This window comes from Actinomadura sp. NPDC000929, from assembly GCF_040492065.1.
In the GTDB taxonomy this organism is placed as follows: domain Bacteria; phylum Actinomycetota; class Actinomycetes; order Streptosporangiales; family Streptosporangiaceae; genus Spirillospora; species Spirillospora verrucosospora.
The window spans coordinates 1-20,437 of record NZ_JBEUPA010000008.1 but is presented as its reverse complement, the minus strand read 5'-3'; the positions used below and the strand labels follow the sequence as shown (position 1 = coordinate 20,437).

22 protein-coding genes and 2 tRNA genes are annotated in these 20,437 nt (G+C 71.8%); 8 read left to right on the top strand and 16 right to left on the bottom strand.

The annotated features are described in order from the left end of the window. Positions 1-104: 104 nt before the first annotated feature. Together ABWI04_RS05040 and ABWI04_RS05035 are read right to left on the bottom strand one after the other, a co-directional pair. Positions 105-196: transfer RNA gene (locus tag ABWI04_RS05040), tRNA-Ser, on the bottom strand. 137 nt (positions 197-333) lie between these two features. Beyond that, a complete protein-coding gene (locus tag ABWI04_RS05035; RefSeq protein ID WP_345171474.1) occupies positions 334-765 on the bottom strand; it encodes a hypothetical protein in 432 nt (143 codons plus the stop codon). Positions 766-953: 188 nt separating this feature from the next. Between ABWI04_RS05035 and ABWI04_RS05030 the strand changes: the two genes are divergently transcribed. Further along, positions 954-1,026 (top strand) — tRNA-Arg (locus ABWI04_RS05030). A gap of 85 nt (positions 1,027-1,111) precedes the next feature. Here ABWI04_RS05030 and ABWI04_RS05025 read toward each other — a convergent pair. Further along, positions 1,112-1,657 (bottom strand): MarR family winged helix-turn-helix transcriptional regulator, encoded by a 546-nt coding sequence (locus ABWI04_RS05025; RefSeq protein WP_353831582.1) that lies wholly within the window; start codon positions 1,655-1,657, stop codon positions 1,112-1,114. A 120-nt stretch (positions 1,658-1,777) separates the two neighbouring features. On the opposite strand from ABWI04_RS05025, the gene ABWI04_RS05020 reads away from it, so the two are divergent. Together ABWI04_RS05020 and ABWI04_RS05015 are read left to right on the top strand one after the other, a co-directional pair. After that, complete coding sequence (locus tag ABWI04_RS05020; protein ID WP_353831581.1) at positions 1,778-2,692, top strand: NADP-dependent oxidoreductase; 915 nt, start codon at positions 1,778-1,780, stop codon at positions 2,690-2,692. A 20-nt stretch (positions 2,693-2,712) separates the two neighbouring features. Then, the gene (locus tag ABWI04_RS05015; protein WP_345171468.1) at positions 2,713-3,462 is read left to right on the top strand and encodes an SDR family NAD(P)-dependent oxidoreductase; all 750 of its coding nucleotides are present in this window, start codon (positions 2,713-2,715) and stop codon (positions 3,460-3,462) included. Positions 3,463-3,593: 131 nt separating this feature from the next. Here ABWI04_RS05015 and ABWI04_RS05010 read toward each other — a convergent pair whose 3' ends face one another. Then, complete coding sequence (locus ABWI04_RS05010; protein WP_353831579.1) at positions 3,594-4,436, bottom strand: hypothetical protein; 843 nt, start codon at positions 4,434-4,436, stop codon at positions 3,594-3,596. A gap of 459 nt (positions 4,437-4,895) precedes the next feature. Between ABWI04_RS05010 and ABWI04_RS05005 the strand changes: the two genes are divergently transcribed. Continuing rightward, positions 4,896-6,077, top strand: coding sequence for a hypothetical protein (locus tag ABWI04_RS05005; protein ID WP_353831578.1), 1,182 nt, complete (start codon positions 4,896-4,898; stop codon positions 6,075-6,077). Between the two features lie 47 nt (positions 6,078-6,124). Then, positions 6,125-7,042: an alpha/beta hydrolase family protein gene (locus ABWI04_RS05000; RefSeq protein ID WP_353831577.1), complete on the top strand. Its 918-nt coding sequence runs from the start codon at positions 6,125-6,127 to the stop codon at positions 7,040-7,042. A gap of 50 nt (positions 7,043-7,092) precedes the next feature. On the opposite strand, the gene ABWI04_RS04995 is transcribed toward ABWI04_RS05000, so the two are convergent. Next, a complete protein-coding gene (locus tag ABWI04_RS04995) occupies positions 7,093-7,551 on the bottom strand; it encodes a winged helix-turn-helix transcriptional regulator (protein ID WP_345171460.1) in 459 nt (152 codons plus the stop codon). An 84-nt stretch (positions 7,552-7,635) separates the two neighbouring features. On the opposite strand from ABWI04_RS04995, the gene ABWI04_RS04990 reads away from it, so the two are divergent. Then, the gene (locus tag ABWI04_RS04990) at positions 7,636-8,829 is read left to right on the top strand and encodes an MFS transporter (protein ID WP_345171458.1); all 1,194 of its coding nucleotides are present in this window, start codon (positions 7,636-7,638) and stop codon (positions 8,827-8,829) included. 26 nt (positions 8,830-8,855) lie between these two features. On the opposite strand, the gene ABWI04_RS04985 is transcribed toward ABWI04_RS04990, so the two are convergent. The 10 genes from ABWI04_RS04985 to ABWI04_RS04940 form a co-directional block, all read right to left on the bottom strand. After that, complete coding sequence (locus ABWI04_RS04985) at positions 8,856-9,398, bottom strand: DUF1707 SHOCT-like domain-containing protein (protein ID WP_345171456.1); 543 nt, start codon at positions 9,396-9,398, stop codon at positions 8,856-8,858. 61 nt (positions 9,399-9,459) lie between these two features. Next, positions 9,460-10,092: an acetate uptake transporter gene (locus tag ABWI04_RS04980; RefSeq protein WP_353831576.1), complete on the bottom strand. Its 633-nt coding sequence runs from the start codon at positions 10,090-10,092 to the stop codon at positions 9,460-9,462. Positions 10,093-10,438: 346 nt separating this feature from the next. Beyond that, positions 10,439-11,302 (bottom strand): SDR family NAD(P)-dependent oxidoreductase, encoded by an 864-nt coding sequence (locus ABWI04_RS04975; RefSeq protein ID WP_353831575.1) that lies wholly within the window; start codon positions 11,300-11,302, stop codon positions 10,439-10,441. Next, complete coding sequence (locus tag ABWI04_RS04970; protein ID WP_345171450.1) at positions 11,299-12,267, bottom strand: alpha/beta hydrolase; 969 nt, start codon at positions 12,265-12,267, stop codon at positions 11,299-11,301. The genes ABWI04_RS04975 and ABWI04_RS04970 overlap by 4 nt, the downstream gene beginning before the upstream one ends. Positions 12,268-12,345: 78 nt before the next feature. Beyond that, the gene (locus tag ABWI04_RS04965) at positions 12,346-13,674 is read right to left on the bottom strand and encodes a sensor histidine kinase (RefSeq protein ID WP_353831574.1); all 1,329 of its coding nucleotides are present in this window, start codon (positions 13,672-13,674) and stop codon (positions 12,346-12,348) included. Continuing rightward, on the bottom strand, positions 13,671-14,354 hold the full coding sequence (locus tag ABWI04_RS04960; RefSeq protein ID WP_345171446.1) for a response regulator transcription factor: 684 nt from the start codon (positions 14,352-14,354) through the stop codon (positions 13,671-13,673). Before ABWI04_RS04960 ends, ABWI04_RS04965 begins: the two co-directional genes overlap by 4 nt. 80 nt (positions 14,355-14,434) lie before the next feature. Next, positions 14,435-14,896 (bottom strand): hypothetical protein, encoded by a 462-nt coding sequence (locus ABWI04_RS04955; protein WP_345171444.1) that lies wholly within the window; start codon positions 14,894-14,896, stop codon positions 14,435-14,437. 781 nt (positions 14,897-15,677) lie between these two features. Beyond that, entirely contained in the window at positions 15,678-16,142 is a 465-nt protein-coding gene (locus tag ABWI04_RS04950) for a hypothetical protein (RefSeq protein ID WP_353831573.1), read from the bottom strand. Positions 16,143-16,244: 102 nt separating this feature from the next. After that, positions 16,245-18,071 carry a DNA helicase RecQ gene (recQ, locus tag ABWI04_RS04945; protein ID WP_353831572.1) on the bottom strand — a complete coding sequence of 609 codons (1,827 nt, stop codon included), beginning with the start codon at positions 18,069-18,071 and terminating at the stop codon, positions 16,245-16,247. 44 nt (positions 18,072-18,115) lie between these two features. Further along, the gene (locus tag ABWI04_RS04940; RefSeq protein WP_353831571.1) at positions 18,116-18,778 is read right to left on the bottom strand and encodes an HAD family hydrolase; all 663 of its coding nucleotides are present in this window, start codon (positions 18,776-18,778) and stop codon (positions 18,116-18,118) included. 191 nt (positions 18,779-18,969) lie between these two features. Between ABWI04_RS04940 and ABWI04_RS04935 the strand changes: the two genes are divergently transcribed. Continuing rightward, positions 18,970-19,419 (top strand): hypothetical protein, encoded by a 450-nt coding sequence (locus ABWI04_RS04935; RefSeq protein WP_353831570.1) that lies wholly within the window; start codon positions 18,970-18,972, stop codon positions 19,417-19,419. A gap of 102 nt (positions 19,420-19,521) precedes the next feature. After that, positions 19,522-19,905: a phage holin family protein gene (locus ABWI04_RS04930; RefSeq protein WP_345171437.1), complete on the top strand. Its 384-nt coding sequence runs from the start codon at positions 19,522-19,524 to the stop codon at positions 19,903-19,905. Here the strand turns inward: ABWI04_RS04930 and ABWI04_RS04925 are convergent. Continuing rightward, positions 19,902-20,437, bottom strand: a 536-nt coding sequence (locus ABWI04_RS04925) for a hypothetical protein (RefSeq protein WP_353831569.1), incomplete at its 5' end; no start/stop codon positions are given. The two genes, ABWI04_RS04930 and ABWI04_RS04925, sit on opposite strands and share 4 nt — an antisense overlap.

Here is a 20,437-nt window from a genome sequence, read left to right as displayed (position 1 = left end):
TCCCGTGCACACCATGTGCACACCAGGCCAGGAGAAACGGACATCTGGAACGCGACAGGGACTTCGCTCAAGATCGCGATCTTGGACGAAGTCCCTGGTCAGTGTGGCGGAGGATCGGGGATTTGAACCCCGGATGGGCTTGCACCCAAACCGCATTAGCAGTGCGGCGCCATAGACCGGACTAGGCGAATCCTCCAGGAGCCGTCAGGCCCAGGACAGGTTACCGGTTCGGCGAGCCAACCGGCAAAGCCTGACCCTCGGCTCCGACAGCATAGTCGGAAACACGTCCCGGCGCCGCGCTCCCGGGGCCGCGGGAGCGGGTCGCGCCGGGCGTCAGCCGCCGAGCCGGAACCCGGTGAACCCGCAGGCCTCGGCGAGGTCGTTGCCGTGCTGCCGCATGCCGGCCAGGTCGGGCTGGCGCGGGGTCGTGCTGCCGGACTGCACCTGGCGCAGCATCGAGGCGGTCTCGTCCAGGTCGCCCGCGAACGCGGTCGCGGCGGTCTCGACGTCGCCGCCGGCGCTCTGGCCCTCGGACCGCACCTTGGAGGCCGTGTCCGAGAACTTCTGCGCGGTGGCCGAGGCGCCGCCCGGCGTCGTCATCGACATGCCGCCGGTGGAGAAGCTCCGCAGCTCGGTCTCGATGTTCTTGCAGGCAGTCTTCTTCTTCCCGCCGGCGATGGCGTCGACCGCGCCACAGCCCGTGGAACCGAGCATCAGTCCACCGACGGCGAGGACGCCGACCAGCTTGGTGGCGGACATGCGCATGGGGATTCTCCTTCAGGGGGTTGGGCTTGCGAACGGGCTACACCCTCCCAGGTCACACCCGCCCTAATCACCCCTTTGGCGTAGCTACCCCACCAAGGGTTCCGTGACTCAAGTCACAGTGTGGGCTCCGTGCATCCGTGAACCGATTCGCGGTCAGGTCCCCGGAGCCGGTACAGTACTTCCGGCAGGCACCCGTAGCTCAACGGATAGAGCATCTGACTACGGATCAGAAGGTTAGGGGTTCGAATCCCTTCGGGTGCACATGGCTTAGAGGCCCCTTCCGGTTTCGGAAGGGGCCTTTTGCGTGCCGTGCCTGGTAGGGGGCGTGTGGGCGTCTCTGTGCGGGTCAGGCCTTGTTGGTGGTGGTCCAGCGGGTTTGGTGGCCTGAGGGGCGCGGGAGTGTGCCGTGGGCGAGGATCTGTTCGTGGATCTGGTCCAGGGCGGTGTGGAGCGGTCCGAGCAGGGTCGGGTCGAGGCCGTCGAAGAACATCTGCTTCACCAGGGCGGCGTGGCCCGGGGTGGCCCGGCGCAGCGCGTCCCGGCCCTGTGAGGTGAGGACCGCGTCGGTCCCTCGGGCGTCGGTGCTCGACGGGCGGCGCGCGACCAGGCCGCGTGCTTCCATGCGCAGCACCTGGTGGGAGAGCCGGCTCCGCTCCCAGCCGATGCGGACCGCCAGGTCGCTGAGCTGCAGCCGCTGGTCGGCGGAGTCGGCCAGGGCGTTCAGGACGTGGAAGTCCTGGTGGGAGAGGCCGCCGTCGGCCTGCAGCTCGCGATTGATCTCGTAGTTGAGCCGGAGCGCCACCCGCATGTAGGCGAACCAGGTCGCCTCCTGCTCGGCGGTCAGTCCGCTGTGGGCCGGCTCGTCCGCGCTGTCCCCCAGGTCGTTCGGCATGCGGGCTCCTCTACGTGGCGCGGCGCTCAGGCTAGCCGATGCCGCATCTCCAGGAACAAGTGCGTGACGAGCCGTGTTAACCGCGATGCGTGACATGTCACGTAAATCAAGGAGGTAGATGTGACTAAGGCAGTCGTGCTCAGCGACTACGGCTCCCCGGACGGGCTGGTTCCGGGTGAGGTCGAGATCGGTCCGCCGGGGGCGGAGCAGATCCGCGTGAACGTCGAGTTCGCCGGGGTCGGGCCGACGGACCTGGCCATCAGGTCGGGCCGCCTGAAGGGCGCGTTCGGTGCCCGTCCGGGTTCGGTGCTCGGGTTCGAGGCGGCCGGTGTGGTGGACGCGGTCGGCTCCTCGGTGATCGACGTGCGGGCAGGTGATGCGGTCGCGGTCTTCCTGCCCGAACTCGGCGGTTACGCCGGGCAGGTGCTGGCCCGTTACTGGGTGCGGGTTCCGCGGTCGGTCGGCGCCCAGGCGGCCGCGGCGCTGCCGGCCTCTGGGGAGGCGGCGGCACGGGTCGTGGACGAGGTCGGCGTCGCGGCGGGCGAGACCGTGCTGATCGTCGGCGCGGCGGGGTCGGTCGGGCTGATCGCAAGCCAACTCGCCGTCGCGCGCGGGGCGGAGGTGATCGCCGCGGTCCGTCCCGGCGATTTCGACCTCGTGGCGAGTGTGGGCGCCGCTCCGGTGGCTTACGGGCCCGAGCTGGTGGCGAACGTCCGGGCCGTCGTGCCGTCGGTGGACGCGGTCATCGATGTCTCCGGTGCAGGTGTCCTCGGTGCCGCGGTCGAGCTGGCCGGCGGACCTGGCCGGGTGGTCACTCTTTCGGATCCGCACGCCGCCGACTTCGCCGTCCGGCTGTCCGGGCCGGACGGGCCACGCATCACGTCGCGGTTGGAAGCCGTCATGGAACTGCTGGCCGCCGGGCGGCTGACGCTGCGCTCGCAGAGCGTCGCCCCGCTGATGGACGCCGCGCAGGTCCACCGCGGCATGGAAAACGGTGGGCTGCGGACCAAGGTCCTGCTTTCCACGCAGGTCTGATATCTGGAACAGGAGTAGTCATGGGACAGCTGGACAACAAGGTGGCCCTGGTCACCGGGGGCACGTCGGGCATCGGAAGGGCGACGGCGCAGCGGTTCGCGGACGAGGGCGCGTTCGTCTTCGTCACCGGCCGCAGGCAGGCGGAACTCGATGCGACGGTCAAGGCACTCGGTGATCGAGGCCGGGGAGTTCGCGCGGATGTGTCGAGCGCCGAGGACCTCGACGAGCTCTATGCGCAGATCCGCGGGGAGGGGCGCGGTCTCGACGTGCTGTTCGCCAATGCCGGCGGCGGGACGTTCGCGACCCTGGCCGACGTCACCCCGGAGCATTTCGACGAGACGTTCTCGATCAACGTGCGCGGCACGCTGTTCACGGTGCAGAAGGCTCTTCCGCTGCTCAACCCGGGCGCGTCGGTCATCCTGGCCGGCTCGACCGCGGCCACCAGCGGCACCGCGGCGTTCGGGGTCTACGCGGCGAGCAAGGCCGCGATCCGGTCGTTCGCCCGCACCTGGGCGGTCGAGCTCGCCGACCGGGGCGTCCGGGTGAACGCGATCGTGCCGGGGCCGATCGACACCGAGGGGCTGCGCGGCCTGGCGCCCGACGCCGCCTCGGCCGACGGGCTCGTCCGGCAGTTGGGCAGTGCCCTTCCGCTCGGCCGGCCCGGTCGTCCCGAGGAGGTCGCCGGCGCCGTGCTCTTCCTCGCCTCGGGCCAGAGCAGTTTCGTCACCGGCAGCGAATTGTTCGTCGATGGCGGTGACGAGCAACAGTAGCCCGCGCGCAACCGGTTGCCCGGGGCGTCACTCGAAGGCGGGAGACACCGGTTCGGGCTCGCGTGGAGGTCGCGTCGCGAGTCCGAACCGGGCTTCGGTCGCGTGCGGACGGGGCCAAGGCCGCTCTGGGGTCAGCGGCCCAGTGCTCGGCGGACGGTGAGGTGGTGGCGGGTTCTGAGGCGGCGGAGTTCCCAGAGGCTCACCAGCGTGACCGACAGCGGGCCGCCGAGGATCACCGCGAGCCGCGCCGGGACCGGGAGGCCGTCGTAGTCGTGGGAGAACAGGTCCATGATCGCGAGTTCCCAGACCAGGACGGTCGCGATGATCGGGGGCAGGACCTCGTGGATGTCGGCGGTCCGGAACACGTGCACCAGTGCGACGGCGGCGCCGAAGAACACGAACACGATCGCCCAGAGCGCCACGAGGGCGATGATGACCATGACGAGGAGCTTCGCGTAGACGGCCGGGGACGGCTGCTCGTCATCCCCGATGAGGCCGCCTTCCGGCATGACGGAGGTGAGCACGACGAAGAACAGCACCGTGCCGCCCAGAGCCAGCAGCGACCCGAGCGGCTTCAGCGTCCGCCGCAGGTGGAGGGCCCGGAGGTGCGGGCGGCTTCCGAGGATGAACGCGCCGACGACGATCGGGAAAGTGGCCGGCAGCAGGGCCGCGGACGTCACGATCTGGTCCGCCCGCTGGTAGGCCAGAGACTGGGCGTCCGAGGCGACGCGGTACGCCACCGTGATCCACACCACCGCGATGAGACCGACCACCGCGCGCAGGACCTGGACCTTCCGCACCGCCGGATCGTCCACCCGGTCCGGGCGCGTCGGCCTGGCCACCTGGCGTCCGGCGATGACCGGGTTGAGCAGCCGGAACAGCCGCCGCCTGCGGGACGGCGGGCGCGGCGGTCCGGGCGGGGGTGCCCGGCCCGGTTGGGGGCCGCCGCCGTACTGCCAAGGGCCCGGCGGCATCCCGCGGCCCGGCGGTTGCGGCGGCCGGGCGGGGGGTTGCGGTCCGCCGCCGTACGGTCCCCAGGGGTTCTGCCCAGCACTCATCGACGTTCCCGCACTGTTGAGGATACGGCCGGACGCTCATCGTCATTGAGTGAAAACACATAGCAAGGCCTGAAATGTGCCCACTCTTGATGGTTTCGTCCGGGGGGCGGATCCACGACCCCGCCCCTCAGCCCATGTGACACCGCCGGGGAGGGAAATGTTCGCGCGACCGCCCTTGCTGATCGTGACCGTGCCGTTCACCTCGAGAAACCTGGCGATGCCTGTGGATCGGCGGCCGGCCGGGTTGCGTCGAACGCGCGATCGGCGAGACGGAGAACCCGGCCGGGGATAGTTTCGTCGGGAAGCCGATGGCAAGGACGGCAGGTTGCCGCCGCCGCGCCGGTGCCGGGCGTGACGCTGTGCTGGGAGCGATGGGTGGATCTGCGCGACGAGATCGAGACGGTCCTGCGAGGCTGGCACGCCTACGAGGCCGACCGCGGGCCGGTGGCCGTCATCGACTTCGACTGCGCGCCCACCGCCGCGCCCGTCGAGGCTGCGACCAGCCGTCTTGCGGTCTACCGGGCTCTGTCCGACCTGCGCGTCCGCACCGTCGGGGCCGGCGCCGACCGGCCCACCGCGCGCCTGACCGCCGATCTCGCCTATCTCGGCGCCCTGCTGGGGGAGCATCCGCCGCTGGGCGACTATGTGCGGGCCACTCAAGGGTGCGTCGCTGTCGGGTGGCGGGACGACTACGTCGCCTACCGCGGCGACCAGGCCCGCCAGGCACTCGGCGCCGTCGGGGTCGGGTGGGGTTCGGAGACCGTCCGGGAGCTGAGGGCGGTCGAGGGGCCGATCGAGGCCGGCGAGGCGCCGGACGCGATCAGGCAGGCCGCGGCGGACTACGAGGCCGCCGTCCGTCAGGCCACAGGTAGCGAGGCGCCGTTCAACCTCACCATCGAGACCGCCGAGGTGGACGCCTACTGGGCGTACTGGCTGGACGGTTCCGGGGCCGACGTCCGGCTGCGCCTCAACCTTCGGCGCGCCGGCTTCACCAAGGTCGCGGCTCGCCAGTTCGCTCTGCACGAGGTGCTCGGCCACGGCCTTCAGAGCGCCAGTTGGTCGGCGCGAGCCGCTGCCCAGGAGGTCTCTTGGGTGCGTCTGATGTCGGTGCACGCGCCGCAACAGGTCCTGCTCGAAGGGCTCGCGCAAGCGCTCCCCCTGTTCATCGCCCCCGATGACGAGCTGATGGTCGCCCGCACCAAGTTCGACCACTACAACCAGCTTGTACGCGCCGAACTGCACGTGGACCTCAACCGGGGTGCCGGCATCGGCGAACTGGCCGAGCGCGCCCGTGCGCGCATGCCCTGGACGACCGAGGCCGCGATCGCAGACGTCCTCACCGACAGGGGAGCCGACCCCCAACTCCGCTCCTACCTGTGGGCCTACCCCGCCGGGATCGACTGGTTCGCGAACCTCGCCCGAGCAGACCAGGCCACCAGAACGGCCGTCCTCCACGCCGCCTACCGAGACCCGTTGACGCCCACGGAGCTCGCAGCGCTCTGGCCGGCGGGCCCCACCATCGGCGGCCAGGGCGTGGCGGCCGACTCCGTGCGCTGACGCTTCGCAGACGGCCTTGAACCGGCCCGGCGTCCTAGCCTGAGGGCATGCCGGGCGAGTGGCGTGTGCGCGAGGTCAGGTTCGGAGCCGGGGGCGTCACATTGGCCGGCCTGCTCGGGGTTCCGGGCGGTGAAGCAGTGGCGGGCGTGGTCCTTGTCGGGGGTTCGGGGCCGTCCGACCGGGACAACGACGGCTCCTTTCGCCCGATCCGCCGGTATCTGCTGGAGGCCGGGGTCGCGGTCCTGAGCTACGACAAGCGCGGGGTGGGGCGGTCGTCGGGCCGGTGGTGCGCGGCGACGATGGACGACCTGGCGTCCGACGCGCTGGCGGCGCTGGGCTTTCTGCGCGCCCAGCCGGAGGTGCCTGACGAGGCCGCCGGGTTGTTCGGCCATAGTGAGGGCGGCTGGGTGGCCTTGCGCGCGGCCGCCCGGGGCGCGCCGTCCTGGGTCGTCACCAACAGCTGCCCTGGTGTCACCCCGGCTGAACAGGAACGTTACGCGCTGACCACCGCTGCCGGAGCGTCCGGCTCGCGTCATGAGCGTGACGTGGACTCCGTCGTGGCGCGCTACGACCGGCTGGTGGAAGCGGGCCGGCGTGGTGCCGGCTTCGCCGAGGCCACTCGGATCGTCGCCGAGGCGGGGCACCCGGCCCTGGCCGCCTTCTGGTCCGATGTCGACGCCGATGGCTGGGAGTTCCTCAAGCGGAAGCAGGATCACGATCCCCTGCCCGACGCGCTTCGGCTGCGCTGCCCGCACCTGGCGATCTTCGGCGGTGCCGACGAGGTCGTTCCCGTCGCCGCCAGCGTCCGGCTGTTCAGCGAGGCCGCGTGTGACGCCGACCGCGATCATCGGGCGTCGCTGACGGTGCAGGTGTTCCCGGGAGCCGACCATCGGGTGCGGCGGGACGGTGTGCTCGCCCCGGGCTACCTTCCGACCCTCGCGAAGTGGATCCACGCCCCGGGCTAGCTCGTCCCGGGCCTGCGGAGGGCAGGCGAGATAGCGAGTCGTTCCGCTGCCTAGCCGGGACGTCGTACCGAGGTCGTGTCGCTTGTCAGCGGCGAGCCGTTCGCTGACACGGGCAGGAGGTCGGGCACTCGGGCGCCGTCGCCGTCGACCAGGACGGAGTGCTCCTCGCCGGCTGCGAAGGCGTGGCGCTCGCCCCATTGCCGCAGCGTGACGATCACGGGGAAGAGGTCCCTGCCCGCGTCGGTGAGCGCGTACAGGCGGCGCCTGCCCGACGGGGCGTCGACCTGGGTGAGCAGTCCGTGGGCGGTGAGCTTGCGGAGCCGGTCGCTGAGGATGTTGCGGGCGATGCCGGTGCGCTGCTGGAAGTCGGTGAACGAGCGGGCGCCGTCCATCGCGTCGCGGACGATGAGCAGGCTCCACCGGTCGCCGACCAGGTCGGCGGTGCGGGCGACCGGGCAGCCCGGGTCCGTCCACGCGGGGCTCCGCCCGCCGGTCTCGTCGCGCGCCATCACCCCTCCAAGGAGTTGCGTAATGAAACCATTCTGACCTACGCTCCGCAGAGTTTCAAAATGAAACCAATCGGAGGTGGGCCGGTGCGCTGGACGACGAGGCTGCTGCTGGCGGCGGTGTGCGGGGTGGCGGTGGCGAGCGTCTACGCCGGGCAGCCGGTGCTGGGCGCGATGGGGAGCGATCTGGACGTTCCGGTCGACTCGCTCGGCTGGTTCGTGGCCGCCGGGCAGCTCGGCTACCTGGCCGGACTGGTGCTGCTGGTGCCGTTGGGCGACATGCTCGACCGCAGGCGCCTGATCGCCGCGCACCTCGCCCTGGTGGCCGCCGGGACGGCGATCACCGCGGTCGCCCCGGCCGCCTGGGCGGCGTTCTCCGGGCTGGCCGCGGCGGGGGTCTTCGCGGTGGTGGTGCAGACCGCCGTCGCGTACACGGCGTCGCTCTCCCCGGCCGGCGAGCGCGGGCGCAACCTCGGCATCGTGACCTCGGGCGTGGTGATCGGCATCCTCGGTGCGCGCGTCGTCGCGGGAGTCCTCGCGGACCTGTGGGGGTGGCGGAGCATCTACCTGGCCCTGGCGGCCCTCGCGGGAGTCCTCGCGCTGCTCGCCCTCACCGCGCTGCCCGCGGACGTCCGGTCCGGGACGGCGAGATACGGGCAGGTGCTCCGGTCCTTCGGCGGGCTCTTCGTCCAGCCGGTGTTCCTCGGCCGCGGGCTGATCGCGTTCTTCCTGTTCGCGTCGTTCGGCGCCCTGTGGAGCGGCATGGCCCTGCCGCTGGCCGGGGCGCCGTGGCATCTCGGCGAGGCGCAGATCGGGCTCTTCGGCGTCGCCGGGCTGGCCGGGGCCCTGGGCGCCGCCCGGTCCGGGCGCTGGGGCGATGCCGGGCACGCGCGCCGGGTCACCGGGATCGCGCTCGCGCTCCTGATCGCCTCCTGGGCCGCGATCGGACAGCTGCCCTGGTCACTGCCGCTGCTGATCCTCGGCGTGGTCCTGCTCGACTTCGCCGTCCAGGCCGTCCACGTGAGCAACCAGCACACGCTCACGACCGCCTACCCCGACCGCACCAGCACGACCATCGGCGCCTATATGGTCTTCTACTCCCTCGGTTCGGCTCTGGGAGCGGCCGCGACCACGGCCCTGTTCGACGCCGTCGGCTGGATCGGCTCCACCGTCCTCGGTGCGACGCTCGCCCTCTGCGCTCTCGCCGTCTGGGCCGTCACCCCCCACCCGGCGGGACGCGCCGCCCGCCGTCCCCGGCTCGAACAGGCGGAGAAGGTGTGACGGACGGTCGAGAGGTCGCGGGCGCGCTAGCGGCGGGCGTGGCGGATCTTCAGGCGGCCGAGGCCCATGGTGCCGGTGATCCGGATCTCGGGGCCGCCGGGCCGGGCGGGACGGCGGGGCGTGTAGCGCGCGTCCTTCAGCCCGGTGTGCAGGCCCTCGATGTCGACGACCGCGTCGCGCGGCACGATGATCTTGGCCTGACCGGTGCCGACCTGCAGCTCGATGGCGACGACCGGATGCTCGATGATCGCCTTGGACAGGTCCAGCCGGACCCGTCCGAAGGCCGACTCGACCTTGAGGGAGCGCGGTACGCGCCAGGCGCCCCGGCGCTTGATCCGTCCGGTGGCGGCGCCGATCGTGGTCGTGGCGCCCGTGTCCTCGTCCGGGAGCGCGGCCAGGGGCACCGCGAGGTCGCCGTGGGTCCTGGCGGTGAGGACCTGGTCCAGGCGCTCGTCCATCTCCTCGTGCGTGAGGTGCCCGGTGGCGTAGGCGTCCCGCAGGCGCTGCGCGGCGGTGTCGCGGTCATCGTCGCCGACGAGGCGCGCGAGGTCGTCCGGACGGGGGGTCACGAAGGCCACTCTAGCGCCGTCCCCCCGCAGGGGTTCGAGGCGCGGGGCCGCCCGCCGGGAGTCAGCGCGAGTAGGGCCCGGAGCGGGAGGTCAGGGCCGTGAGGGGCTTGCCGACGCCAAGGAAGGTGTGGCCCGTCATGCCGTTGATGATGCCGGCAGCGGAGGCGTACCAGGCGCAGACGGCGGTGAGGACGCCGAGGTAGCCGCCGATCTTGATCGTGGTCTCGCTGGTGGAGAAGTTCCCGATGAACAGGATGATCTCCGTGGCCTCCAGGGAGACGAACACCGCCAGGACGGCCTGGTTGACCTGGGTCGCCCAGAGCATCATGTAGGTGTTGAAGATCGCGAAGGCGAGGAGGATCCAGCCGAGGTCGTTGGCCTCCTGGGCCGGGGTCGCCTCACCGGCGATCAGGACGACGTACAGGCCCAGGCCGAGCCAGAAGCCGCCGTAGGACGAGAAGGCCGTCGCGCCGAACACGTTGCGATTCCGGAACTCCCACATGCCGGCCAGGATCTCGATGACGCCGCCGTAGGCGAGGGCGTAGCCCAGCCAGGCGTCGGTGCCGTCGGTCCATCCGGCGTTCTTCACGGACAGGAGGAACGTGGTCAGGGCGAAGGCCGCCAGGCCCAGGGGCGCGGGATCGGCGATCGCGGGCGGGGTCTGCGGGGTGGACTCTTGCTCGACGTGGGTCATGGTGCCTCCTCGCTGGAGTCCCATCGCCTTGTCTCGCGCGGTCTCGGCCGGACAGGGATGGACGCAGGAATGCGGACAACGGACGTCCGGACGTCCCGGATGGGACCGTTATCTCCTCGGCCCTGTTTCGGATCATAACGCCGCTTGCGCGCCAGGTCAGGGGCCCTTTCGCGGGGCATTTCCGGCGTATCCGTATTAATCGCCGTAGCCGGGCGGAAGGGCTCGTCGCGGCGTCCGGCGACATGAAGAATGCTTTGCCTCGCATGAGAGGCCGGCGAGTCGAATCAGAAAAGTCTCTTGAATTGCCATCCGGCAGGCGGGCAAGCCTTGGCGAAGGCGTTGCCGACTACTTGACGACGGTGGGGCTGAAGGTGGGCGGGTCGCCGAGGTGCCCGCGGTGGGAGCGGGGGCTGGTCCCGTCGACGTCCACCACGCCCAGTTCGGCGCCGAGCTCGGCCCCGATGTGGACCTGCCCGCTCCAGCGCATGTACTCGGGGTGCCGCGCGAGCGCGTCGATCACCCGTCCGCTGAACTCGGGAGACTCCGCGCCCGCGGCGAACGACCTGTACCGGTCGGGGACGCCCTCGAAAAGCGCCCTGTTCCGTTCGGTCTTCAGCAGACCCATCCACAGCGAGATGACGGCGACGTCGTAGGGCTGGAAGTCGACCGCCATATCGTGCGCCATCTTGTCGACGGCGGCCTTTCCGGCCCCGTAGGCCGGGCCGTGCATGTAACAGCGTCCTCCGAAGGAGGAAGTGTTGACGACGAGACCCGCGTTGTTCCTGACCAGCAGCGGGGCGGCGTAGTAACCGGCCACGTAGGCGGAGCGCATCCCCACGTCGAACATGCTCTGAAGCGCCAGCGGCTTCTCCCAGAACGGCCCTTCGCGGGTGAGGCCGTCCGGGATCGTGAACGCGTTGTTGACGAGGATGTCCAGCCTGCCGTGCTCGCGCTCCACCCGCTCGAACAGGTCCGCGACCTGCGCGTCGTCGGAGTGGTCGCAGATCACCGGCACGCCGGTGCCGCCGCGGGCGTCGATCTCCTCGGCCGTGGCCGCGACCGTGCCGGGGAGGCCGGCGTCGCCCTCGGCCCGCGTCCGGCCCGTCACGTACACCGTCGCGCCGGTCGCCCCGAGGGCGAGCGCGATGCCCTTCCCGGCCCCGCGGCTGGCGCCGGTGACCACGACGACGCGGTCTTCGGTAAGGCTCACCTGTCGCTCCCCGTGAGGAATCCGAGCATCGCCGCCGTGGTCTCGGCGGGCCTCTCCATCTGCATCATGTGGCCGGCCCGCTTGATCATCCGGACGCCGCGGACGTCGGCGTGGTGGTCGCCGAGCCTGTTCAGGGGATCGTCGCCGTGCCAGCCCTCGAGGTCGGCGTCCTGCTCGCTGCCGATGAAGTAGTACGGGACGGGGTTCTTCCGGTCGCCGTAGGACTTGCGGTACTCCCAGGAAAGGTCCATGGCCCGGTACCAGTTGAGCCCGCCGGTGAAGCCGCTGCGGCTGTAGGCGTCGACGTAGAACTCCAGTTCCGGTTCGGTCAGCCACGTCCACGGGAGCGGCGGCGTCTCGGGCAGGGCGTCGATATAGGACGTGCCCGGAGGCTGACGCCAGACGTCGAGGTAGTGGTAGTCGCTGGAGAGCGCGTAGAAGACCTTGCGCAGGAACTCGCGGGGCGCGGCGGCGAGGTCGCGGTCGGCGACGCCCGGCTCGGCGAAGTAGTGGATGTGGTTGAAGTGGCGCTCGGCCTGGCGGGCGGCGAGCGTCAGGGGCGACTCGCGGCTCGGGGTGAAGAACGGGTTCTCCAGGGCGATGATCGCGGCGATGCGGTCCGGGTGGTGGTGGGCGAGGTCGTAGGCGGCGAAGAGGCCGAAGTCCAGTCCGCTGAACACGGCCTTCTCCTCGCCGAGGTGGTCGAGGAGGCCGGTGAGGTCGCCGACGATCCGGTCGACGTCGTACTCGCGGTGGTCCCGGGGGCCGCTGGTGTGCCCCATGCCGCGCATGTCGGGCGCGACGACGCGGAAACCCGCGTCGGCGATCGGCCCGATCTGGTGGCGCCAGCTGAACCAGAGGTGCGGGAAGCCGTGCAGGAGGACGACGAGCGGCCCCTCGCCCTGCTCCACGTAGTGGACGTCCAGGCCGTTGACGCGCGCGTACCGATGACTCCAGCCCGCCATGCCGCGGTTCCTTCGGTTCGGGGAGCCGACCTTCGGACTGTGCAGGACGGCGCCACCGGCGGCACCGGGATGTCCCGCTCAGTGGGAATCGAGCGTGATGCGGACGATCGTCCCCTTGGACGGTTCGGACAGCAGCTCGGCCCGCCCGCCGTGGGCGGCGGCGATGGCGGCGACGATGGGAAGGCCGAGGCCGGTGCCGCCCTGCGTGCCCCGGTGGAAGCGTTCGAAGGCGCGGGCGGCGTCCTCCGGGGCCATGCCCGGGCCCTCGTCCGCCACCTCGATCAGGCCCGGCGCCAGGCGGACGGTCGCGGGCGTTCCGGGGGGCGTGTGGGCCCGCACGTTGGCCAGGAGGTTGGCGAAGACCTGGCGGATGCGGGCCTCGTCGACGGTCGCGGCCAGAGTGTCAGGGGCGTCCAGCACGATGGGACGGTCGGGCGAGGCCGCGGTCGCGTCGGCCACGGCGTCCCGGGCGAGGGCGACGAGATCGGTGCGGACGGGGTGCAGGGACGCCTCGCGGTCGAGACGGGCGAGTTCGAGGAGGTCGGTGACGAGGCTGTTCATCCGGCGGGCCTCCTCCTCGATGCGGCGCATCGCGTCGGGCAGCTCGTCCGGCCCGAGCGCGCCGTGCCGGTAGAGCTCCGCGTAGCCCTGGACGGCCGTGAGCGGCGTGCGCAGCTCGTGGGACGCGTCCGCCGCGAACTCGCGGACGCGGGCCTCCGAGCGGCTGCGCGCCCAGAACGCCTGCTCGATCCGCTCCAGCATCACGTTGATGGCGGACGCGAGGCGGGCCGCCTCGGTGCGCTGCCCGGGGCCGGGCATGCGGGCGCGCAGGTCGCCGCCCGCGGTGATGGCGTGCGCCGTGGCGGCCATCCGGTCCAGCGGCAGCAGGCCGCGCCGGATGAGCCACCGGCCGAGCACGAGCAGGACGGCGAGCAGCAGGGCGGCCGTCGCGACCTCGGACAGCACGAGGTTGCGGACGGCCGCGTGGATCTCGGTGAGGGGGGCCGCCACGACGACGACGCCCTTCCCCCAGGGGCGCGCCACCGCGCGCAGCCCGGGAAGGGAGAACGGTTCCATTCCGCGCGCGCGGGCGGCCAGCTCGTCCCGTCCCAGCCGCTGCACCTCGCGGACGGCCTGCTCCGGCGCGGGGTCGTCGCCGCTCAGGACGCGGACCCGCCCCGCCGGGCCGACGGCCAGCACGACGAACTGCGCGGGGGCGACGCCCTGCTCGGGCAGGCCGGGGCGCAGGAGCCGGGTCACGGCGCGGTCGCGGGTGGCCTGGAGCTGGCCGTCCACGCGGTGCATCAGGTACCCGTTCAGGACGAGCGCGCTGACCAGGCCCATGATCGCCAGCCCGGCGGAGGTGACCGCGAGCAGGCCGGTGAGGAGCCGGGCGTTGAGCGTCATGGCCGCAGCGCGTAACCCACCCCGCGCTGGGTGTGGATGAGCGGGGTGCCGAGCGGGTCCAGCTTGCGGCGCAGGTAGCTGATGTAGGTCTCGACGACCTGCGGGTTGCCGTGGTCCCAGCCCCACACGCCGTCGAGGAGCTGGGCGCGCGACAGCACCATGCCCGCGTTGCGCATCAGGTAGGCGAGCAGCCGGAACTCGGTCGGGGACAGCTCGACGGGCACGCCGCCGCGCCGCACCGTCCAGTGCGCCTCGTCGAGTTCGAGGTCGGCGACGCGCAGCACGGGCCCGGCGGACGGCTCCGGTGGGGCCGCCCGGCGCAGGACGGCCCGCACCCGGGCGATCAGCGCATCGATCGAGAAGGGCTTGGTGACGTAGTCGTCACCGCCGAGCGTGAGGCCGGTGACGGTGTCGGACGGCGTGTCCCGCGCGGTCAGGAAGATCACCGGGACCTGGTCGCCGTCCGCGCGCAGCCGCCGGCACACCTCGAAGCCGTCCAGGTCGGGGAGCATGACGTCCAGCAGGACGAGGTCGGGCCGCGCCTCGCGGACGGCCCCGAGCGCCTCCTCGCCCGTGCCGGCGGTGGCGGTCGCGAAGCCGTGGAAGCGCAGCGCGACCTCGACGAGGTCACGGATGTTGGCCTCGTCGTCCACGACGAGGACCCGCCGGGTCTCGCTCATCGGCTCCCGCTGCTCGCTCCCGCGCCGGCCTCGCGCCCGCACATCGGACTCACCCGCCCGAAACTACCCGCGCCGGTGGACTAGCGGTGCTGGGGGACGCGGACCAGGCGCGCCGTCCGGGTGCCGCCGGAGCGCTCTCCCGCGACGAGCACCTGGTCGCCGCCGGTCAGGCCCTGGAGGGACGCCTTCGCACCGTTCTTGCGCACGTGGGTCTTGCCGTCGGCCGTCCACGTCCAGGAGACGCCGTCCTCACTGCGGACGGTCACCCCCGTCGCCGAGACGGCCGTGATCTTGCCGCGCTGCCAGGTGGCGAGGTGGAACCCGTCCTTGCCCTTGACGGTGGCCTCACCGTGGACGCCGCGCAGCGCACGCGCCCGGCGCAGCGGATGCCCCTTTCCAGGGTGGCCGTGGCCCTCGTGGGCCCTGGGCGAGGGCGCGGGCGAAGGGTCGTCGGCGAAGGCGGGGACGGAGAAGTAGAGCCCGAGCCCGAGGAGCCCGGCGGCTCCGGCCCCGGCCGCGATCGTCTTCCGGTTGTTTCCCATGCCGGACATGGAAGCGGACGCGTCTGGCAGAAGCCCACGCGGAATCCTGGGAGAACCCTGAGAATTCCCCGAACCCCGCCCGGCAACACCGACCCAGCCATGAACCGGAAGCCCGCTCCGAACCTTCACCGGACGAACCGGCGCCCGTCCACCCCAGAGCCGCCTTAGCTCACCACTACAAACCCCACCACCGAGGACGCTCCCTGAGGGCCGCGCCACCAGGGCCAAGACGGGACAACCAGTACCGCCCCGTGTCCAGTGGGTGTCGGCTCAGGAAGAGCTGATGCCGAGACAAGTCCAACTGGTACCGGGACCGCTCCAGCGGGTCCCGATACAGGTCCAGCTGGTGCCAAGGCGGGCCTGACCCGTGCCGAGACAGCTCCATCTGGCGGCAGCACAGGTCCAACTGGTGCCGGGGAAGGTCTTACTTGAGGCGGGACTGGTCCGTCTGGTTTCCGGATGCGTCCCGCTGGTGGCAACCCGGGCCCAGCTTGTCTTGGGACCGCTCCACCTAGTGGTGATACAGGTCCAACTGGTGCCGGGGCGAGTCTGATTTGGGGCGAGACCGGTCCACCTGGTGGGGGGACGAGTTCCGCCGGGGGTGAGCCGGGTCCAGGTCGTGCCGGGGGCGCTGCGTCTGGGGGCGGCGCAGGTCCAGCTGGTGCCGGGGCGGGTTCGGGTGGTGGTGGGGGAGGGGGACGTGGTGTGGGGGGTGGGGGCTTGGGTGCTTTGGCGGACGCCCTTGGGGCCCCTTCGGGGGTGAAGGTGCCGCGCGGGCGGGTCAGCGGGAGGCACGGGCTTGGACCGTGGTGGTGTGTGCGGGGCGTCCGGCTTCGAGGCGGAAGCGGACGATGCCGGCGCGCTGGAATCTGAGGGAGGCCGTGGAATGCCAGTGCCAGTCGCAGGGCTGGACGCCGGTGTCGCGGAGGATCTGCCCGTTCTCCCTGATGATCTGTAGCCGCATCGTTCCGCCGTCCCTGTTGTTCCAGCAGATGAACCGGCCCTGGAGCCGTCCCCTGGCGATGAAGGGCTGGGACACCCATCGGTGGGCGTGGGCGTTGAAGTAGCTCGCGGAGATCTTGGCCCGCCACTTCACGCTCCACGCGGCGGGCGCGGCCTGTTCGGTGGAGGCGGGCCTGGCGGGGGACGTCGCCGGAGCGGCGGCGTGCGCCGTGGTGGAGAGGCCGGGGAATAGCGACGCGACGGTGAGCGCACCGCCTAAGGCGATCTTGTTCATGCGTGTCATGCGCATATGGTAATCAACTGATAACACAGAGTAAAGGCAAGTCGATTGCCTCGGCGGCGACACAGCAGTGTGGCCGCTGTGTCGCCTGGTGCTCTCCGGGGTCTACTCGGCGGCCAGGGTTTCGAGGACCTGGTCGCCGTACTTGGCGAGTTTGTTCTCGCCCACGCCGTTGACGCGGCCCAGTTCGGCCAGGGAGGTGGGGAGTGCGGTGGCGATCTCGCGGAGGGTCGCGTCGTGGAAGATGACGTAGGCGGGGACGCCCTGCTCCTTGGCCGTCGCGGCGCGCCAGGCGCGGAGGCGCTCGAAGAGCGGCATCGCCTCGGCGGGGAGCTCGACCTGCGCCTTGGCCGACTTGGCGGTCTTCGCGGCCTTGGCGACGGGGCGTTCGGCCTCGCGGCGCATCATCACCTTGCGCTCGCCGCGCAGCACGCCGGCGCTCTCGTCGGTCAGGACGAGCGTGCCGTGGTTGCTCTCGACCGCGATCAGGCCCTGGGCGAGGAGCTGGCGGACGACGCCGCGCCACTCGGTGTCGCGCAGTTCGGTCCCGATGCCGAAGACCTTCAGCGAGTCGTGGTCGAACTGGATGACCTTCGCGTTCTTCTTGCCGAGGAGGATGTCGACGATGTGGCCCGCGCCGAACTTCTGGCGCCGCTCGCGGTCGAGCCGGACCACGGTCGACAGGACCTTCTGGGCGGGGACGGTGGCGTCCCACGTCTCGGGCGGCGTGAGGCAGGTGTCGCAGTTTCCGCAGGGCTCGCCGGACTGGCCGAAGTAGTTCAGCAGCTGGACGCGGCGGCATTCGACCGTCTCGCAGAGGGCGAGCATGGAGTCGAGGTGCATGGCCTGGCGGCGGCGGTGCGCGGCGTCGCCCTCGCCGCCGTCGATCATCTTGCGGAGGTTGACGACGTCCTGGAGGCCGTAGGCGAGCCAGGCGGTGGACGGGAGGCCGTCGCGTCCGGCGCGGCCCGTCTCCTGGTAGTAGCCCTCGACGGACTTGGGGAGGTCGAGGTGCGCGACGAAGCGGACGTCGGGCTTGTCGATGCCCATGCCGAAGGCGATGGTCGCGACCATGACGAGGCCGTCCTCGCGGAGGAAGCGCGCCTGGTTCGCGGCGCGGAGCCCGGCGTCGAGGCCGGCGTGGTAGGGCAGGGCCTCGATGCCGTTCTCGGTCAGGAACGCCGCGTGCTTCTCGACCGAGTTGCGGGACAGGCAGTAGACGATGCCCGCGTCGCCCTGGTGCTCGTTCTGGAGGAGGCGCAGCAGCTGGCGCTTGGCGTCGGTCTTCGGCTCGATCCGGTACTGGATGTTGGGACGGTCGAAGCTCGCCACGAAGTGGCGGGCCTGTTCGAGCCGGAGGCGGGAGGCGATCTCGCCGCGGGTGGCCTCGGTGGCGGTCGCGGTCAGCGCGATGCGGGGGATGTCGGGCCAGCGTTCGTGCAGGCCGGACAGCGTCAGGTAGTCGGGGCGGAAGTCGTGCCCCCACTGCGACACGCAGTGCGCCTCGTCGATCGCGAACAGGGAGACGTCGCCCCGGTCGAGCAGCTCGACGGTCGCGGCGAGCTTCAGCCGCTCGGGCGCCAGGTACAGCAGGTCGAGCTCGCCCGCCGTGAACTGGGCCTCGACCACGCGGCGCTCGTCGAAGTCCTGGGTGGAGTTGAGGAAGCCCGCGCGGACGCCCAGGGCGCGCAGCGCGTCGACCTGGTCCTGCATGAGGGCGATGAGGGGGGAGACGACGACGCCGGTGCCCTTCCGGACGAGCGCCGGGATCTGGTAGCACAACGATTTGCCGCCGCCCGTCGGCATCAGGACGAGGGCGTCCCCGCCGGCGACCACATGCTCGATGATCTCCCGCTGGCCGTCCCGGAACGCGTCGTAGCCGAACACGCGCCGCAGGGTGTCGAGGGTCTCCGGGGTCTCAGGGGAAGTCACCGGGCCATACTATGAACCGCCGCGGACACCCGTCCCCCGAACCTTCACCTGTGGACGACGGCCTCGGCGAGCTCGGGGGTCAGCTCGTCCAGACCGCCCGCGACGTGCGCGGCCAGGGCGAGCGCGTCGGCCGCCGGCGGGTGCGCCGGACGCGGAACCGCGATCACGGCCATCCCCGCCGCGTGCGCCGACCTCAGCCCGTTGCCGGAGTCCTCGACCGCGACGCAGTCGCGCGCCGCGACCTCCATCCGCGCCGCGACGGTGAGGTAGCCGTCCGGGGCGGGCTTGCCCCTCTCGACCTCCTCGGTCGACACGGTGGCGAGGAACAGGCCGTCCACCCCGAGATGCCCGAGCGCGAGGTCGATCAGGGCGCGCGGGGACGAGCTCGCCAGCCCCAGCGGGCGGTATTCCGCCATCCGGCGGACGGCGTCCTCGGCGCCCGGCAGCAGCGGCGGCCCGTCCGCGTACCGCTGCGACATCCGGTCGACCACCTCGTAGGCGACCTCCTCGGCGGTGACGCCGTCGACGAGGTCGGCGGCGATGTAGCCGGCCCACTCCTCGGTGCTCATGCCCATGAGCCGGTCCTGGGTGTCGGGGAGCCACCGGCCGCCGCGCTCGGCGACGTAGCCGCGCCGCACCTCCTCCCACACCGGCTCGGAGTCGATCAGGACGCCGTCGAGGTCGAACACGATGGCCTGCACGGACATGGCCCCTCCACGGATCTCGTCGCGACGTCCCCTCACTACCCGCCGCGATCACGTCGGAACCCGGCGCGATCGGTTCGGACGAAAGCCTCTGAGCAGGATTTATCCGGCGAAACCGACATGATCGTCTTCGGGTCTGGCATGGTGGGGGCCCTCCGTTCCCCCTCCGGAGTCACTGCAGAGGAGATCTGCCCATGGTGTTCCTCGGTTTTCTCCTGGTCGCGGCCGCCATCACGGTCGGCGCCGGTGTCGTCATCGACAACACCGGCCCTGCGGACCTCGTCGTCTTCGGCCAGGCCGTCCCGGGCCTGGAGAGCGAATGGCAGGTGTTCCTCTCCGGCGCGGCAGTGGCCCTCGTCTTCCTCAGCGGCATGGCGTTCACCTTCAAGGGCGCCGCCCGCCGCATCCGCACTCGCCGCGACCTGCGCGACCTGCGGGAGGAGCACGAGGAGTCGCTGACCACGCTGGAGATGGAGAAGCGCCGCCTGGAGCGCGAACTGGCCCGCGTGCGGCAGAGGAGCGCGCCCCGCCGGGACGCCGCTCCCCGCGAGCCCGCCGTGCAGGGCGCCCCCGTGGCGGGCCGGCGGTCCGACGCCCGCTCCCAGGCCGCCGCCACCTCCCCGTTCTTCGACCGCGCCGAGTAGGACGCCGCCGGACGGGTCATCCGCGGTGATGACGGGAGCGTCCGCCCGGATGGTCTCGCAGTGGGATGACATGGCCGTGTCCCGGCCAGCATGATGCGTGGCGTGCGAATACTTCTCAAGGTCGGCGCCACCGCGGTCGCCCTGTGGGTCGCCACGGTCCTGATCGACGGCATCACGCTCGGCGACCAGACCACCTCCCGGCGGATCCTCACGCTGGTCGCGGTCGCCGTCATCTTCGGGCTGGTCAACGCCGTCCTCAAGCCGCTCATCAAGACCCTCGGCTGCGCCTTCTACGTCGTCACGCTCGGGCTCATCGGGCTCGTCGTGAACGCGCTGCTGCTCTGGCTGACGAGCGAGCTGGCGGAGGGGCTCGACCTGCCGTTCCACGTGACCGGGTTCTGGCCGGCCTTCTGGGGCGCGATCGTCGTCGGCGTCGTCGGCTGGCTGCTCCACCTGTTCCTGCCCGACGACGACGAGGACGACTAGCCCGCCAGGCCGGGCGCGGCCGTCGCGGCGCGCTCGAACGGGCTCAGCTCCAGCCGCCCCGCCGGCGAGCCCGCGTACTCGCGGTAGCCCGGCGGGCGCGTCCCGGCCGCCCCCACGAGGATCCAGCGGCGCGCGCGGACGGCCCCGATGAGGAACTCGCCGTCGGTCACCGTCCCCGCGTCCGCGACGATCAGCGCGTCGAACTCCTCGTCGCGGACGGTCAGCCCGGCGCCCGCCGGCGTCCCGACGACGAGGTCGGCGGTGCGGAGCAGGACCTCGCTCCCCGCCGCCCGGCCGCCCTCCAGGAAGCCGGTGAGCTCCTCGATCCGGGCCATCGCGCGGCGCTGGTGCGCGGGGACGGCCTCCGGGTCGTCGGCGGGGTCGGCGCCGCAGATCTCCAGGACGCTCTCCCGCGACCGCTCCTCGGCCGCCGCCACCGTCTCCAGCTCGGCCTCCCGCGCGGCGGTCTCCGCCGCGGCCCGGGTAGGGGCTGCCGGTCGTGTGGCCGCCGAGGCGGGTGACGTCGCCGCCC

What these genes read in the sequence shown, in the direction of transcription:
- ABWI04_RS05000 (WP_353831577.1), top strand. Translation starts at nt 6,125, where the DNA reads ATGCCGGGCGAGTGGCGTGTGCGCGAGGTCAGGTTCGGAGCCGGGGGC.
- ABWI04_RS04940 (WP_353831571.1), bottom strand. Translation starts at nt 18,778, where the DNA reads ATGTCCGTGCAGGCCATCGTGTTCGACCTCGACGGCGTCCTGATCGAC.
- ABWI04_RS04970 (WP_345171450.1), bottom strand. Translation starts at nt 12,267, where the DNA reads ATGGCGGGCTGGAGTCATCGGTACGCGCGCGTCAACGGCCTGGACGTC.
- ABWI04_RS05015 (WP_345171468.1), top strand. Translation starts at nt 2,713, where the DNA reads ATGGGACAGCTGGACAACAAGGTGGCCCTGGTCACCGGGGGCACGTCG.
- ABWI04_RS04980 (WP_353831576.1), bottom strand. Translation starts at nt 10,092, where the DNA reads ATGACCCACGTCGAGCAAGAGTCCACCCCGCAGACCCCGCCCGCGATC.
- ABWI04_RS05010 (WP_353831579.1), bottom strand. Translation starts at nt 4,436, where the DNA reads ATGCCGCCGGGCCCTTGGCAGTACGGCGGCGGCCCCCAACCGGGCCGG.
- ABWI04_RS04965 (WP_353831574.1), bottom strand. Translation starts at nt 13,674, where the DNA reads ATGACGCTCAACGCCCGGCTCCTCACCGGCCTGCTCGCGGTCACCTCC.
- ABWI04_RS04935 (WP_353831570.1), top strand. Translation starts at nt 18,970, where the DNA reads ATGGTGTTCCTCGGTTTTCTCCTGGTCGCGGCCGCCATCACGGTCGGC.
- ABWI04_RS05025 (WP_353831582.1), bottom strand. Translation starts at nt 1,657, where the DNA reads ATGCCGAACGACCTGGGGGACAGCGCGGACGAGCCGGCCCACAGCGGA.
- ABWI04_RS04960 (WP_345171446.1), bottom strand. Translation starts at nt 14,354, where the DNA reads ATGAGCGAGACCCGGCGGGTCCTCGTCGTGGACGACGAGGCCAACATC.
- ABWI04_RS05035 (WP_345171474.1), bottom strand. Translation starts at nt 765, where the DNA reads ATGCGCATGTCCGCCACCAAGCTGGTCGGCGTCCTCGCCGTCGGTGGA.
- ABWI04_RS04950 (WP_353831573.1), bottom strand. Translation starts at nt 16,142, where the DNA reads ATGACACGCATGAACAAGATCGCCTTAGGCGGTGCGCTCACCGTCGCG.
- ABWI04_RS04955 (WP_345171444.1), bottom strand. Translation starts at nt 14,896, where the DNA reads ATGGGAAACAACCGGAAGACGATCGCGGCCGGGGCCGGAGCCGCCGGG.
- ABWI04_RS04995 (WP_345171460.1), bottom strand. Translation starts at nt 7,551, where the DNA reads ATGGCGCGCGACGAGACCGGCGGGCGGAGCCCCGCGTGGACGGACCCG.